This window comes from Mesorhizobium sp. WSM3859, from assembly GCF_002295065.1.
Taxonomy (GTDB): domain Bacteria; phylum Pseudomonadota; class Alphaproteobacteria; order Rhizobiales; family Rhizobiaceae; genus Mesorhizobium.
Genome location: NZ_NSGG01000009.1, coordinates 169765 through 183163, shown reverse-complemented (window position 1 = coordinate 183163; position 13399 = coordinate 169765). Strand labels below are relative to the sequence as shown.

The 13399-nt window shown below is 64.9% G+C and carries 17 protein-coding genes; 12 read left to right on the top strand and 5 right to left on the bottom strand.

Features of this window, described 5'->3' with window-relative positions; translation table 11 throughout:
* Positions 1-10 precede the first annotated feature (10 nt).
* The 6 genes from CK230_RS20200 (at position 11) to CK230_RS20175 (ending at position 4949) form a co-directional block, all read left to right on the top strand.
* A complete protein-coding gene (locus CK230_RS20200) occupies positions 11-877 on the top strand; it encodes a branched-chain amino acid ABC transporter permease (RefSeq protein WP_095818895.1) in 867 nt (288 codons plus the stop codon).
* A gap of 7 nt (positions 878-884) precedes the next feature.
* Positions 885-1865, top strand: a complete 981-nt coding sequence (locus CK230_RS20195; protein WP_095818894.1) for a branched-chain amino acid ABC transporter permease — start codon at positions 885-887, stop codon at positions 1863-1865.
* A gap of 3 nt (positions 1866-1868) precedes the next feature.
* Positions 1869-2648: an ABC transporter ATP-binding protein gene (locus CK230_RS20190; RefSeq protein ID WP_095818893.1), complete on the top strand. Its 780-nt coding sequence runs from the start codon at positions 1869-1871 to the stop codon at positions 2646-2648.
* Positions 2645-3367: an ABC transporter ATP-binding protein gene (locus tag CK230_RS20185; RefSeq protein WP_095818892.1), complete on the top strand. Its 723-nt coding sequence runs from the start codon at positions 2645-2647 to the stop codon at positions 3365-3367. Before CK230_RS20190 ends, CK230_RS20185 begins: the two co-directional genes overlap by 4 nt.
* A gap of 11 nt (positions 3368-3378) precedes the next feature.
* On the top strand, positions 3379-4107 hold the full coding sequence (locus tag CK230_RS20180; protein WP_095818891.1) for an aspartate/glutamate racemase family protein: 729 nt from the start codon (positions 3379-3381) through the stop codon (positions 4105-4107).
* Between the two features lie 116 nt (positions 4108-4223).
* The gene (locus CK230_RS20175; protein ID WP_176480153.1) at positions 4224-4949 is read left to right on the top strand and encodes a GntR family transcriptional regulator; all 726 of its coding nucleotides are present in this window, start codon (positions 4224-4226) and stop codon (positions 4947-4949) included.
* Positions 4950-4965: 16 nt separating this feature from the next.
* Here the strand turns inward: CK230_RS20175 and CK230_RS20170 are convergent, their stop codons facing one another.
* Entirely contained in the window at positions 4966-5868 is a 903-nt protein-coding gene (locus CK230_RS20170) for an SDR family oxidoreductase (RefSeq protein WP_095818889.1), read from the bottom strand.
* Between the two features lie 98 nt (positions 5869-5966).
* Between CK230_RS20170 and CK230_RS20165 the strand changes: the two genes are divergently transcribed.
* Both CK230_RS20165 and CK230_RS20160 read left to right on the top strand, forming a co-directional pair.
* Complete coding sequence (locus CK230_RS20165) at positions 5967-6818, top strand: helix-turn-helix transcriptional regulator (RefSeq protein WP_095818888.1); 852 nt, start codon at positions 5967-5969, stop codon at positions 6816-6818.
* Between the two features lie 122 nt (positions 6819-6940).
* Positions 6941-7279, top strand: a complete 339-nt coding sequence (locus CK230_RS20160; RefSeq protein WP_095818887.1) for a hypothetical protein — start codon at positions 6941-6943, stop codon at positions 7277-7279.
* A 17-nt stretch (positions 7280-7296) separates the two neighbouring features.
* On the opposite strand, the gene CK230_RS20155 is transcribed toward CK230_RS20160, so the two are convergent.
* Both CK230_RS20155 and CK230_RS33650 read right to left on the bottom strand, forming a co-directional pair.
* Positions 7297-8259, bottom strand: a complete 963-nt coding sequence (locus tag CK230_RS20155; RefSeq protein ID WP_095818886.1) for a LysR family transcriptional regulator — start codon at positions 8257-8259, stop codon at positions 7297-7299.
* On the bottom strand, positions 8256-8483 hold the full coding sequence (locus CK230_RS33650) for a hypothetical protein (protein WP_245429984.1): 228 nt from the start codon (positions 8481-8483) through the stop codon (positions 8256-8258). Before CK230_RS33650 ends, CK230_RS20155 begins: the two co-directional genes overlap by 4 nt.
* A gap of 56 nt (positions 8484-8539) precedes the next feature.
* Between CK230_RS33650 and CK230_RS20150 the strand changes: the two genes are divergently transcribed.
* Both CK230_RS20150 and CK230_RS20145 read left to right on the top strand, forming a co-directional pair.
* On the top strand, positions 8540-9166 hold the full coding sequence (locus tag CK230_RS20150) for a class I SAM-dependent methyltransferase (protein ID WP_245429983.1): 627 nt from the start codon (positions 8540-8542) through the stop codon (positions 9164-9166).
* A 69-nt stretch (positions 9167-9235) separates the two neighbouring features.
* A complete protein-coding gene (locus tag CK230_RS20145) occupies positions 9236-9739 on the top strand; it encodes a hypothetical protein (protein WP_095818885.1) in 504 nt (167 codons plus the stop codon).
* On the opposite strand, the gene CK230_RS20140 is transcribed toward CK230_RS20145, so the two are convergent.
* Complete coding sequence (locus tag CK230_RS20140) at positions 9736-10275, bottom strand: Lrp/AsnC family transcriptional regulator (RefSeq protein ID WP_095818966.1); 540 nt, start codon at positions 10273-10275, stop codon at positions 9736-9738. The two genes, CK230_RS20145 and CK230_RS20140, sit on opposite strands and share 4 nt — an antisense overlap.
* Before the next feature lie 48 nt (positions 10276-10323).
* On the opposite strand from CK230_RS20140, the gene CK230_RS20135 reads away from it, so the two are divergent.
* Complete coding sequence (locus CK230_RS20135; RefSeq protein ID WP_095818884.1) at positions 10324-11508, top strand: MFS transporter; 1185 nt, start codon at positions 10324-10326, stop codon at positions 11506-11508.
* Between the two features lie 95 nt (positions 11509-11603).
* Positions 11604-12026, top strand: coding sequence for a GNAT family N-acetyltransferase (locus CK230_RS20130; protein WP_095818883.1), 423 nt, complete (start codon positions 11604-11606; stop codon positions 12024-12026).
* A gap of 78 nt (positions 12027-12104) precedes the next feature.
* On the opposite strand, the gene CK230_RS20125 is transcribed toward CK230_RS20130, so the two are convergent.
* The gene (locus CK230_RS20125) at positions 12105-13220 is read right to left on the bottom strand and encodes an anhydro-N-acetylmuramic acid kinase (RefSeq protein WP_095818882.1); all 1116 of its coding nucleotides are present in this window, start codon (positions 13218-13220) and stop codon (positions 12105-12107) included.
* Between the last annotated feature and the right edge of the window lie 179 nt (positions 13221-13399).

Here is a 13399-nt window from a genome sequence, read left to right as displayed (position 1 = left end):
GAAGGTATCCATGGAACAGGTCATCGCCAACGGATTGTATCTCGGTGCCCAATACGCGCTGATCGCGCTGGGCCTCACCCTGATCTTCGCCCTGATGAACGTGCTCAACTTCGCCCACGGCCAGATGTATGTGCTGGGCGGGTTCATCACCTACACCGTCTACGGCCAGCTTGGCCTGCCATTCGTGGTGGCGCTGCTCGCCTCGGGCTTGACGCTCGCTGTCATCGGCGCGCTGATGGAGAAATTCCTCTTCCGCACCGTCATCCGGCGCAGCCACCGCGAGGAAAGCACCATGCTGCTCGCCGCCGCGACCGCCTTCTTCTTCGATGCCGTCATCCTGCTTCTCTTCGGCGAGAAGCAGCGCGGCGTTCCCAAGATCGTCAAGGGCGTCTTCAACGACGCCGGCATCATCATGCCATACGACCGCATCGTCGTCGGCGCGCTGGCGATCGTCTTCATCGCCGCCTTCGTCCTTTACATGCAGTACAGCCGCGTCGGCCGCGCTATGCGCGCGCTCGCCCAGGACCGCGTCGCCGCCCAGCTGATGGGCGTCCGCGTCGACCGCTATTCGATGATCGGCTTCGCCATGGGCGCCATGCTCGCGGGTGTCGTCGGTGGGCTGCTGGTCACCATCACCGGCGTCAATTCCGGCATCGGCGGGCCGATCTCGATCAAGGCTTTCCTGATGGTGATGATCGGCGGCGCCGGCGTCGTCGGCGGCGCGATCGCCGGCGGCTTCATCCTCGGCATGATGGAGTCGGTCGGCCTCACCGTGCTGCGCGAATATGGCGACGTGACCTACCTCGTCATCTTCGCCGCCCTGATGGTGTTCCTGTCGGTCCGCCCCAACGGGCTGATGGGCAAGCCGTGGGGTTGATCGCGCCATGACCCTCAATCGCAACACCAGGATCGCCGCGGTCGTCGCTTTCCTGGCGATCGTCTTTATCGCCGTGCCGGCCGTGATCTCGTTGAGCGGCCGCTTCGACCTCTATTACACGCTGACCTCGGTGGCGCTGCTAAGCATCGCCAGCGCCGGTGTATGGCTCACCTTCTACATCGGCCGCATCAACATCGGCCAGGGCGCCTATGCGCTGACGGGCGGCTATGTCTCGGCCATATTGGTGATGAACCATGGCTGGTCGTTCTGGCTGACACTGCCGGCCGCCGGCCTGTTCTGCGCCGCCGCCAGCGTGCTGATCGGCCTGCCGATCCTGCGCCTGCGCGGCGTCTATTTCGCCATGGTCACGCTGGTGCTGACCGAGGTGGCGCGGCTCCTCGCGCTGGCGCTTCCGATCACCAACGGCGCCAAGGGCATCGTCAGCATCCCGCTGCCCGGCGCGCTGTCGGTCTTCGGCATCACGCTGATCCCCGATTTCGCCACGCTGCAGAATTCGCGGCTCGCCTTCTATCTGCTGGCCGTCACGTTGATGGTGGTGTGCTTCGCCATCATGTACCGGCTGGTCAACTCGCGTATCGGCAAGCTGTGCCAGTCGCTGCAGCAGAACGAGGAGCTCGCCTCCTCGATCGGCGTCAACATCGCCTATCTGCGCGTCATCGCCTATGCCGTCTCGTCCTTCTTCGGCGGCGTTTCCGGCGCCATCTTCGCCGCCATCTCGCAGTCGATCTACCCGTCGAGCTTTACCGTCACCGATTCCGTCAACTTCATGCTGAACTGCTTCCTCGGCGGCCTCGGCTATGTCTTCGGTCCGATGCTCGGCACGCTGGTGCTCTATTTCGGCTGGGACCTCCTGTTCCAGACCGGCCGGTTCCAGCTGCTCATCTATTCCGGCCTGATGATCGTCCTGATGCTGGTGCTGCCCAACGGCCTGCTCAGCCTTGCCGAAACGACCCGGAAGAAGGGTTGAGCCATGGCCGAAATGCTCGAAGTCTCCGGCATCACCAAGCGCTTCGGCGGCCTCGTCGCAGTCAACAACGTCTCCTTCTCGGTGCGCGAGAAGGAGATCCTGTCGGTGATCGGGCCGAACGGCGCCGGCAAGTCGACTTTGTTCAAGCTGATCTCGTCGTTCCTGCGGCCGACAACGGGCGAGGTGCGGCTGAAGGGCGAACGCATCTCAGGTCTCGCTCCGCACATCGCGGCCCGCAGGGGCGTGGTGCGCACCTTCCAGGAAACCACCATCTTCAAGAATATGAGCGTGCGCGACAACGTCATCATCGCGCACCATCTGCGCTCGAAGGCGAGCCTTTTCGGTTTCTTCCTCGGTACGGGTACGGCCAAAGCCGACGAAGCGGCCTTCGGCCAATCCGCCGACGAGATCCTGGCGCTGCTCGGCCTGTCGTCGCTCGCCCATGAGATCGCCCGCAATCTGCCGCATGGCCATTTGCGGGCGCTGGGCATCGCCATCGGTCTCGCCACCAATCCTTCCATCCTGCTGCTCGACGAGCCCTTCGCCGGCATGAACCATGACGAGACCATGCGCATGGTGGAGATGGTGCGGCGCCTGCGCGAGCGCGGCCTGACCATCCTTCTGGTCGAGCACGACATGCCGGCCGTGATGAAGATTTCGGACAGGCTCGTCGTGCTCAATTTCGGGCAGAAGATCGCCGAGGGAACACCGTCGGAAATCCAGGCCAACGACAAGGTGATCGAAGCCTATCTCGGCAGCGAAGACGAGGCGATCGGCCTATGAACCGGATCCTCAACTTCGGCAATGTCGAGCTCTACTACGACCATGTCTACGCGCTGAAAGGCGTCTCGCTGGAAGTCAATGAAGGCGAGACCGTCGCGCTGATCGGCGCCAACGGTGCAGGCAAATCGTCGATCCTTCGCGCCATCACCGGCCTGCGCAAGATCAGGTCCGGCGAGATCCATTATGGCGGCAAGCGCATCGACGGCGCCGCCCCGGACGAGATCGTCAAGATGGGCATCGCCATGGTGCCGGAAGGCCGCCGCGTCTTTCCTTACATGTCGGTCAGGGACAATCTCCTGATGGGCGCCTTCACGCGCACCAGCAAATCCGAGATCGCCGCCTCGATGGAGATGGTGCTGGGGCGCTTTCCCCGGCTCAAGGAGCGCTTCTCGCAGGCCGCCGGCACGATGAGCGGCGGCGAGCAGCAGATGCTGGTCATCGGCCGCGCGCTGATGGCGAAGCCGAAGCTGCTGCTGCTCGACGAGCCGTCGCTGGGCGTTGCGCCAAAACTTGTCCAGGACATCGCCCGCTCGATCGTCGCCATCAACCGCGACGAGAAGGTCAGCGTGCTTCTGGTCGAGCAGAATTCGCGCATGGCGCTGCGCATCTCGCAACGCGCCTATGCGCTGACCACCGGCAGTGTCGCGCTGAGCGGCAATTCCGCCGAACTGCTGACCGACGACCGGGTCAAGCGTCTTTATCTCGGCGGCGAGATCTGAGGCTGATTGGAATGCGCATTCTCGTCATCAACCCCAACACGACAGCGTCGATGACCGCCAAGATCGGCGGGGCGGCGGCAAGCGTCGCGTCCGATGCCACAGAGATCTTCGCCGTCAATCCGGCCGACGGCCCGCCGAGCATCGAGGGTTATTTCGACGAGGTCTTCGCCATTCCGGGTATCATCGCCGAGATGGGCAAGGCGCCAGCTGATGCCTATGTCATCGCCTGCTTCGACGACACCGGCCTCGATGCCGCCCGTTGCGCCACCGAGGCTCCCGTCATCGGCATCGGCGAGGCGGCGTTCCATATGGCGAGCCTCGTCGCTGGCAAATTCAGCGTCGTCACGACGCTTGCCCGCTCGGTGCCGGCGATCGAGCACAATCTGGCCAAATACGGCCTCGCCTCTCGCTGCGCCAAGGTGCGCTCGTCGGACGTCGCCGTGCTCGAGCTCGAACGTCCGGGATCGAATGCAAGACACCGGATCTCGCAGGAGATTGCGCGCGCCATCAGCGAGGACAGGGCCGAGGCGATCGTGCTCGGTTGTGCCGGCATGGCCGATCTTGCGCACAGCCTGTCCGAGGAGCACGGCGTCCCGGTTCTCGACGGTGTGGTCTGCGCTGTCACGCTGGCCGAGAGCCTGTTCAGGGTCGGCCTGAAAACATCGAAGATCGGCGGCTATGCGGCGCCGCGCGGCAAGCAGTTTGCCGGTATGTTCGCCTCGCTGTCGCCGGCCGACTGAGACAGGTCGTGTAAGGCCGGCTGCCCGGGATTGACCACCGCGCAAGCCATATTAGATTGAACCGACCTCTACCAATGGAGGCAAATCAGGCGTGCTACGCCTGCGCGTTGAAGAGCATGTTGACGGTACTCAGGGAAGACGATCGAGAAGACAAGCCGGCGGCACGCTGGTCGCCGATCTATTATGGGCTGAGGGACGCCATCGTCAGCCATCGCCTCGCGCCGGGCACGAAGCTACCGGAAGACGAGCTTGCCTCGATCTATTCGGTGAGCCGCACCGTCGTTCGCGCCGCCCTGCAGGCGTTGGCGCACGACCGGCTTGCACGGCTGGAGCCCAATCGCGGCGCTTTCGTCGCGCAGCCATCGAAGATCGAGGCGCGGGAAGTGTTCGAGGCGAGGGCGCTGATCGAGCCGAAGGTGGCGGCGCTTGCCGCCAGGGCCGCGGTGCCGTCGGACATCGTGCAATTGCGCCACCATCTCGAAAAGGAGCATGAGGCTCTGCATGACGGCCGCGACAGCGACGCCATCATGCTATCGGCGCGCTTTCATGTCGGCATCGCCGAGATCGCGGCACATTCGGTGTTCACCAACTTCGTGCGCGACCTCGTCTCGCACTCCTCGCTGATCATCGCGCTTTACTGGAAGCGCCGCGACGCGACCTGCGAGAAGCACGCCCATCACGCGCTGGTCGACGCCATCGAGGCCGGCGACAGCGCCGACGCCGCCGCCCTGATGAACAGCCATCTGGTCGACCTGCTCTCCGGTCTCGACCTCACCGACAAGGTGGAAAAATCCGACAGCCTTGCCGATCTGTTGCAGACGGCGGTCCAGCCGGGTCGCTGAACCGCCGGCGGACTGGCTAGGCCGCGGCCGCCTGCGAATAATCCATCCGTTCAAGATCGGCGATCAGCCGGGGTCCGGTCGGCTGCCAGCCGAGATGCAGACGCGTCCATTCGCTCGACGCCGGCATGTCGAGGCCGGCGAACATGGCAAGCCATCCGAAATGGTCCGCTGCCTCTTCCTGCGACAGCGAGACCACCGGCACGTCGAGGCCGGCGCCGATCACTTCCGCGATCTCGCGCACCGGGATGCCTTCCTCGGCGACGGCGTTGTAGCGCACGCCGGCTTCCTGCTTGTCCAGCGCCAGACGGTAGAGCTTGGCGACATCGAGCACATGCGCCGCCGACCACCGGTTGCGGCCCTCGCCTAGATAGGCCGACACGCCCTTGGCGCGCGTCTGCCCGATCAGCGGTGTGATCAGGCCCTGCTTCACCGTGTCATGCACCTGCGGCAGCCGCACCACCGCGACTTTGACGCCCTTCTCGGCCATCGCCGCGCCGGTGAGTTCCGACAGGATGCGCGGATTGCGGTGTTCGGTGTTGAAGATGTCTTCTCTCGCCGGCTGTCCGTGCTCGGCGGAGCCCATGCCCACGCCCGACGTGATGATAAGCAGCCGGTCGGAGCCGGCGAGCGCGCCGCCCAGTGCTTCGATGACGCGCTTGTCCTTCTCGCAATTGGCGACGAAGTTCGAGAAATCGTGGTCGAAGGCGGTGTGGATCACCGCATCCGATTTCGCCGCACCGTCGCGCAGGCTGTCGAGGTCTTCGAGGTCGCCGCGATGCGGCTCGGCGCCGGCAGCCACGAGCGATCGCGCGCCTGCATCGGAGCGGGTAAGGCCGAGCACCTGATGGCCCGCGGCGAGAAGTTCGGGCACGATCCTGGAACCGATGAAACCGGTCGCGCCGGTAAGGAATACACGCATGGGAGGTCTCCTGTGGTTGTTCGGAGGCCTTATTTGCGCTAGAACTCATTCTGTTAAAGTAGTGACTCTATCATGGTATAATAATCAACAGGACGGCAATGCCCCATGGGACCGCCAACAAAGAGACGACCAACAAGCTGGGCACCTTTCTTCGCGATCGCCGCATGCGCCTCGATCCGGCCACCTTCGGATTCGCCACGGGGCGCCGGCGCACCCAGGGGCTGCGCCGCGAAGAGGTGGCGCAACGCGCCAACATCAGCCCGACCTGGTACACTTGGCTGGAGCAGGGGCGAGGCGGCGCGCCGTCCGCCGATGTGCTGAACCGCATCGCGACCGGCCTGATGCTGACCGAGCCCGAACGCGAGCATCTGTTCATGCTGGGTCTCGGCCGGCCGCCGGAAGTCCGCTACAGGAATGTCGACAGCGTCACGCCGCGCCTGCAGCGCGTCCTCGACGCCTTGGACCCCAGCCCGGCGATCATCAAGACCGCGACATGGGATGTGGTGGCCTGGAACCGTGCCGCCGCGGCGATGCTCACCGACTATTCCAAGCTGCCGCGCGGGCAGCGCAACATCCTGCGCCTGATGTTCGGCAACCCGCGCGTGCGGGACAAGCAGGACGACTGGCAGAGTGTCGCCCGCTTCGTGGTCGGGTCTTTCAGGGCGGATGCCACGAGGGCCGGAGCGGGCGCGGAAATCACCCAGCTCGTCGAAGAGCTTTGCCGGATCAGCCCGGAATTCGCCGCGCTCTGGCGCGACAATGACGTCGTTCCGGCATATGGCGAAGGCGTGAAGCGCCTGCGGCATCCAGACATTGGACTGATCGAGCTGGAGTTCTCGGTCTTTGCGGTTGACGGCCGGCCCGAGCTCGGCATGATCGTCTACAATCCCGTGACGCAGGCGGATGCGGAACGTATCCGATCGCTGATTGCATCTCGCGCTGCAGAGTGAGGTGCCGCGCTTCATATCCCTGTCCGCCAGCGTTCGGTTTTCCGTGCTGCAGCAGCATTCGAAGGTAGTCTTGTGCTAGCGAACTGGAATGTTCTCTGCAGCACTCTTTGAGGGAGAGACACGTGAACTCCAATGAATCCCGGTGGTCGTCATCCGAAAAGAAGATCGCACGCCGCGCCTTCGATGCAGCGCTGGAGGTGGCGCTCGGCAAGACGATGGCCGAGCTCAAGAGCAAGACCGGCGCCATGACATCGCCTTCCGACATGTGGGAGATCGAAGATTATCTGCGGCAGCAGCGGCGAAAGATCGACCAGCTGTTTGACTATCGCTATTCGCAGCTTATCGTCGTTTTCGGCGCTCTCATCCAGGAAGGATATCTGAACGAGAGCCAGCTTTCGGGTCTGTCGGACGACAAGCGGGAGGAAGTCCGCCATTTTCTTGCCTGGCACGCCAGGGCATAGAACTCAGGTTTCTTCGGTCACGCCGATGCGCCAGACCCGCCGCCCGGGGATTGTTTGCCGGAAGCATCGGCGCCGCCCGGCTGCCTGATGTGGTCGATGAAAGCGCGTAGCTTCGGCAGCACCTGGTGCCGTTCCGGATAATAGAGGAAAACGCCGGGCGTGGTCACCGCGAACCGGCCGAGCAGCGCCTGCATGCGCCCATCGGCGATCGGCGCTTCGGCGATCGGGCTCGGCACCTGGGCCAATCCGACACCTTGGATCGCCGCGCCGAGTAGCGATGGATAGTCATGCGCGATCAGCGGCCCCGAGACGATCGCTTCGATGGCCTTGTTGCCGTCGGCAAAGGACCAGGGCGCGACCGAACCGTTGGAGCGGCGCAGGCGCAGGCAGGCATGGTCGCGCAGATCCTCGATGCGCTCGGGTGCCGCGCGCCGGCGTAGATAATCGGGACTGCCGACGACCACCATCGGGAAGGACGGCGTCAGCCGCACAGCGACCATGTCGGGCGCGATCAGATCGCCCATGCGGATGCCGGCATCGAATCCTTCGGCGGCGAGATCGGCCAGCTCGCCACTGGCGACGATCTCCAGCTCGATCTCGGGATAGGCCTGGCAGAAGGAGGCGATCATCGGCTCCAGCAGCACCGGCACCACGGCCGGCGGCACTGAAAGGCGCAACAGCCCCGCCGGCCGCTGGCCCATCCCGCGGGCGATCTCGCTCGCGGCGATCAACTCCTCGAAGGCCGGCCGGGCGCGCGCGAGAAAGCGCTCACCGGCTTCGGTGAGGCCGACGCTGCGCGTCGTGCGGATGAAGAGCGCAGCACCTATGCGCGCCTCCAACGTGCGTATCGCCTGGCTGATCGCCGACGGTGTGACGGCGAGCTCTGCCGCGGCCTTGCGGAAATTGCGATGCCTTGCGACGCTCAGGAAGGCCTCGACGCCGTCGAGCGCGCCGTGCCTGACTGTGAAGTTCTGCTTCATGACCCATCGACATTATCGCGGATAGTCGCTGGCCGAAAGCGGCCGTATCTCTTGCGTGACTTGGAAGCCTGAAGGGAAGTGCAATGACCGACGAACTCGATCGCGTGCGCGATCACTACCGCGCGACCGGCCTCACCGATCGATTGAAGACCGCGCTGGCGGTATTTGGGCCTGAGGAACAACGGCTGAAGCCCGGGCAACTGGCGACGCTCGACCAGTTCCATACCCGCGGCCTGGCCGGACCGCGGAGCTTGCCAATCTTGCCGCCATCAACGCCGACATGTCGGTGCTCGACGTCGGATCGGGCGTCGGCGGGCCGGCCCGCTTCCTGGAGGAGACCTATGGCTGCCAGGTGACGGGCGTCGATCTCAGCGAACCCTTCGTCGAGGCCGCGCGCTATCTGACCGCGCGAACCGGACAGGACGGCAAGGTGTCGTTCGAAACCGGCAGCGCGCTGGCGCTGCCCTTCGAGGACGGCCGCTTCGACGCCGCGCTATTGCAGCATGTGGCGATGAACATCACCGACCGGCCGCTGCTCTACCGCGAGATCAGGCGCGTGCTGAAGCCGGGCGGAAAATTCGCCACCTTCGACGTCGTGCTGAATGGTGGCGATCCACTCTATCCGGTGCCATGGGCGAAGACGCCGGGCGAAAGCTTCCTGTTGACCGCCGAAGCGACCTGCGAGGCGATCGAGGCGGCCGGCTTCGACACCGTCGTGCGCCGCGACGACACGGCCATCGCAAAAGCCTGGTTCGCCGAACTCCGCACCTCCGGTCCGCCGCCGCTCAATCTCGGTGTCGTCATGGGGCAGGGTTTCGCGGAACTCACCACCAATCTCGGACGCAATCTCATGCAGGGCAGGCTGGGCATCCTGACCGCGGTGTTCGAAGCCGTTCCTGTCAGCTGAGCAATTCCAGGAAAGTGTTCGGCGGTTTCCGTCCGGAATTGCGAAAACTAACATTGATAGGAGGCGCGGATGTCACCGACGATGATCCTGAACATCCAACTTGGGCTTGGCTACGTGCCATGGCTGCTTTGCTTTGCCGCCTATATCTGGCCGAGACTGAGGTCGATGGAGCCGATCGAGGCGCAACGCGCCATCGCAATGCTGCACAGCTTCCGCTTCTTCGGTCTCGTCTTCCTCGTCCCGGGCGTGGTCGGCCCTGATCTTGCTCCCGGCTTCGCGAGCTTCGCCGCCTATGGCGACTTCGCCACCGGCCTGCTTGCCATGCTGGCGCTGCTTGGCGTGAGGCGGCCCGCGATCTTCTGGCCGCTCGTCGTCGCCTTCAATGTCGTGGGCGTGGTCGACCTTGTCGGCGACTACTATCACGGCGTCATGCTCGACCTTCCCGGCCATGCCGGCCAGTTGGGCGCGACCTACGCGATTCCGGTCATCTACGTGCCGCTGCTGATGATCACCCATGTGGCGGCCTTCTATCTGCTGGCGCGTTCGAGGCGCCATCAGCCGGCAACGGCCTAATACATAGGATTTGCCATGTGCTTGGGCGCCGGCCATTCGCTCGTGATCTCAGGCTGCACCGGACGCTCGAGATAGGTCGACAGCACCACATAGCTGCGCGTCGAGGAGACGCCGGGCGTGTCGTAGAGACGAGCCAGCAAGCCTTCGAGCGCCCGCGTGTCCTCGGTGCGCACCTTGAGCAGCATGCAGGTGTCGCCGGCGACCGTATGGATCTCCTCGACCTCCGGATATTTCGACACCGCCATCAGCTCCGGCGTCTTGCCCCAACCCCTAGTGTCGATATGCACGAAGGCGAGCAGCGGCTTCTTCACCGCCCTCGGATCGATGATCGCTGATGTGGCGCGGATGGCGCCGCTGCGCTTCAGCCGCTTGACCCGCTCATGCGCCGCCGGCGGCGACAGGCCGACGCGCTCGCCCAGATCGGCATAGCTGATGGTCGCGTCCTCGACGAGAACGCCTAATATTTTTCGGTCGATCGGGTCGATCTCACGGGCCGGTTGCTTGTTCCGCTGAATGTCATCTGTTTCTGCGTCCATATGGAAATTCTCCATTGATGCGGAATTTAATTCGGCCATTATGATGATATGTCGAACGGCAATCAATCAGTAATTATGACTGAGGCGCCCCGCGCGCCGATCCCGGCCGCCGCCTATCTGCTGACCGGCTGCATTGCCGTCATCGGCTCCAATTCGCTGGTTCTGGGACCGATCGCGCCCGCCGTCGCGGCTTCCTTCGGCGCCAGCGTGCCGGCGGTGATGACGGCGGCTGCCGCCTTCGGCCTCGGCACCTCGGCCAGCGCGCTCTTCCTTGCCCGCTACATCGACCGCATCGGCGCGCGCCGCATGCTGCAGGGTGCGTTGCTGTTGCTGGCTTTGGCGCTGGTCGCCAGCGCGCTCGCACCGACCGTCGCGTTGCTCGTGACGGCCCAGCTCGTCGCCGGCATTGCCGCCGGTATCGCCATGCCGGCGATCTATGCCAGTTCGGCCGTGATCGCGCCGCCCGGCCGCGAGAGCGGCACCATCGGCGTCGTGCTGACCGGCTGGACGCTCTCCATGGTCGCCGGCGTCTCGCTGTCGGCGGTGATCGCCGATCTCATCCACTGGCGCGCCGTCTTCGCCGCCGTTGCGCTTCTCGCAGGAGCGGCCGTTGCCGGCCTGGCGACGAGCTCGCTGCACGATGCCAGGAAAAGCGGCCCGGCGCCGTCGCCGCTCGGCGCGCTCACGGTTCCCGGCATCTTGCCGCTGCTCATTGGCTGCGGCGCCTTCATGACCGCCTTCTACGGCGTCTACGGCTATCTCGGCGACCATCTCCACGAAGCCCTTGGCGAGCCGGTCAGCGCCAACGGCCTGGCGGCAGTCGCCTACGGCCTCGGCTTCGGCGCAGCCGTCTTGCTTGATGGCGTCATCGATCGCCTCGGCGCGCGCCGTGTCATGCCCTTCGCCTATCTGCTGGTCGCCGCTGTCTATGTCGCGATCGCGCTGGCGAGTGGAAGTTTCGGCCTGCTCTTGGCCACGATTGCCGTCTGGGGCCTTGCCAACCATTTCGGTCTGAACGTGCTGGTCATGCGCCTTACCGCCCTCGATCCGTCGCGGCGCGGCACCATCATGGGCCTGAACAGCGCCGTCACCTATCTCGCCGTCACCGTCGGCACCGCGGGTTTCGGTCCGCTCTACACGAGCCTCGGTTTCGCCAACTGCGCACTGATCGCCGCGGGATTGATGCTGGTGGCGGCATCGGCCGCGGCATGGCGATCAGTCGGTCCTCGGTAACAGGTCTGCCTCCCTCCTCGCTTACGGACGGAAAACCGTTTCGCAGTTTCCTTGCAATTGCTCTAAGGCTGGCTTGCGAACCGGAGTCGCAGCCGATGAAGACGAGCCTCGAGATCACCGCCGAGCCCTTGCCGCAGGACCTCGCTTTCCTGAGCGGGAATCTCGCCGCTTTCAACGACGCCGATGTCGGCGCGTCAGGTCGAAAGCCGCTGGCCGTTCTCGTGCGCGATGAGCATGGCGCCATCGTCGCAGGCATTTCCGGCTACACCGCCTGGGGCTGGCTTTATGTGCAGTGGCTGTGGGTCGCCGAAAAGCTGCGCGGCCAAAGCCTTGCCGCGGGCATGCTCGACGCCGCCGAACGGGAGGCTATCGCGCGCGGCTGCCACGGCGCCTGGATCGACACCTTCAATCCGACCGCCGAGAAGGTCTATCGGCGTCAGGGCTATGAGCCGTTCGGGGAGCTCCCGGATTTCCCGGTCGGCCGCCGCCGCGTCTTCCTGCAGAAGAAGCTGCCTTAGAGCAATGCCAGGAAAAGTGTGAGTGGTTAGGCTCGGCGTCTTCGCCGTAGCCTTCCGTCCGGAATTGCGCAAAACAAACTAGCCCGCGAGCTTTCCGCCGCGCATCGGTTTTGGCGTGCCGGTGGTGCTTGGAAAGCTGATCGGCAGGCCGCGCAGCACGCGCACGGCGAGGAAAGCAAAACATTCCGCCTCCACGGCGTCGCCCTTCCATCCAAGCGTCTCGGCCTGCACCACTTCGACGCCGGCGCGGCTTTCGAGCATCGCCATCATCGTCGGGTTGTGGCGGCCGCCGCCGCTGACCGCCAGCCGCTTCGGCCGGCGCGGCAAAAGGTCGAGCGCCTTGCCGACGGCGGAGACGGTGAAGGCCGTCAGCGTCGCCGCGCCATCCTCCGCGCTGAGTCCCTCGGCCATCGCAGCGGTGAAGTCGAACCGGTCGAGTGATTTCGGATAGGGTTTCGTCAGATAAGGATGCTGGAGCAGCCGCGCGAGCCGGTCCTCGTCGACCTTGCCGGTAGCCGCCAGCCTGCCGTCGCGGTCCATCTCGCCGAGGCCCTTCGCCTTGATGAAATCGTTCACCGGCGCATTGGCCGGCCCGGTGTCGAAGGCGACGATATTGTCCTTGCCGTCCCACCAGGTGATGTTGCCGACACCGCCGAGATTGAGCACGGCGGTGTCGCCGCTGGCGTCTGCCTCCTTCAGCAGCGCCGCATGATAGGTGGCCGCAAGAGGCGCGCCTTGCCCGCCTGCCGCGACATCGGCCGAGCGGAAGTCGTAGGCAACCTTGGTGCCGAGCAGCGAAGCCATCAACTCGCCGTCGCCGAGCTGGCGAGTCCTTCCGATCTTGCCCGGCTGCGGCGCGCGATGCAGCACTGTCTGGCCGTGAAAGCCGACCACGCCGATATCGGCCATGCTCATGCCCTGGCTCTCGACCAGATCCCTGACCGCCGCCGACTGCGCCCGCGTCAACGCCTCCTCGGCCTCGCGAAAAATCATCGGCTCCGGTCCCTCGAAATTCCAGGCGCGCGCCTGGCGCAGCGTGTCTTCGAGCAACGTGCGGATCGATTGCGGGTAGGGGGCCAGCGTGTAGGTGCCGGTGTCGGCGATGCGCTCGCCGTCCGTCTTGATCAGCGCCACGTCGATATTGCCGTCGAGCACCGTGCCGGTCATCAGGCCGACGGCCCAGATTGGTTCCATGGTCTTGTTCCCGAATCGTCGTCCAACCACGTGTCGGACGGATCGGCCCAGCAGGCAAGTCTTTCGCCGCGCCCATCCAGGCGGCGTTTTGCGCCAAATGGCGAAAATCGAGCAACCACGTTCTTGCCTCTTGCCACTGAAGGCGCGAGCCTGCGCGACCGTCACCGACCTGTCTCAAG

Excerpts from the sequence above, each read along its gene's own strand:
- CK230_RS20150 (WP_245429983.1), top strand. The coding sequence starts at position 8,540 with ATGTCGGTGCTCGACGTCGGATCGGGCGTCGGCGGGCCGGCCCGCTTC.
- CK230_RS20170 (WP_095818889.1), bottom strand. The coding sequence starts at position 5,868 with ATGCGTGTATTCCTTACCGGCGCGACCGGTTTCATCGGTTCCAGGATC.
- CK230_RS20190 (WP_095818893.1), top strand. The coding sequence starts at position 1,869 with ATGGCCGAAATGCTCGAAGTCTCCGGCATCACCAAGCGCTTCGGCGGC.
- CK230_RS20200 (WP_095818895.1), top strand. The coding sequence starts at position 11 with ATGGAACAGGTCATCGCCAACGGATTGTATCTCGGTGCCCAATACGCG.
- CK230_RS20145 (WP_095818885.1), top strand. The coding sequence starts at position 9,236 with ATGTCACCGACGATGATCCTGAACATCCAACTTGGGCTTGGCTACGTG.
- CK230_RS20140 (WP_095818966.1), bottom strand. The coding sequence starts at position 10,275 with ATGGACGCAGAAACAGATGACATTCAGCGGAACAAGCAACCGGCCCGT.
- CK230_RS20135 (WP_095818884.1), top strand. The coding sequence starts at position 10,324 with ATGTCGAACGGCAATCAATCAGTAATTATGACTGAGGCGCCCCGCGCG.
- CK230_RS20165 (WP_095818888.1), top strand. The coding sequence starts at position 5,967 with ATGCCCCATGGGACCGCCAACAAAGAGACGACCAACAAGCTGGGCACC.
- CK230_RS33650 (WP_245429984.1), bottom strand. The coding sequence starts at position 8,483 with ATGGAACTGGTCGAGCGTCGCCAGTTGCCCGGGCTTCAGCCGTTGTTC.
- CK230_RS20195 (WP_095818894.1), top strand. The coding sequence starts at position 885 with ATGACCCTCAATCGCAACACCAGGATCGCCGCGGTCGTCGCTTTCCTG.
- CK230_RS20175 (WP_176480153.1), top strand. The coding sequence starts at position 4,224 with ATGTTGACGGTACTCAGGGAAGACGATCGAGAAGACAAGCCGGCGGCA.
- CK230_RS20125 (WP_095818882.1), bottom strand. The coding sequence starts at position 13,220 with ATGGAACCAATCTGGGCCGTCGGCCTGATGACCGGCACGGTGCTCGAC.
- CK230_RS20180 (WP_095818891.1), top strand. The coding sequence starts at position 3,379 with ATGCGCATTCTCGTCATCAACCCCAACACGACAGCGTCGATGACCGCC.
- CK230_RS20185 (WP_095818892.1), top strand. The coding sequence starts at position 2,645 with ATGAACCGGATCCTCAACTTCGGCAATGTCGAGCTCTACTACGACCAT.
- CK230_RS20130 (WP_095818883.1), top strand. The coding sequence starts at position 11,604 with ATGAAGACGAGCCTCGAGATCACCGCCGAGCCCTTGCCGCAGGACCTC.
- CK230_RS20155 (WP_095818886.1), bottom strand. The coding sequence starts at position 8,259 with ATGAAGCAGAACTTCACAGTCAGGCACGGCGCGCTCGACGGCGTCGAG.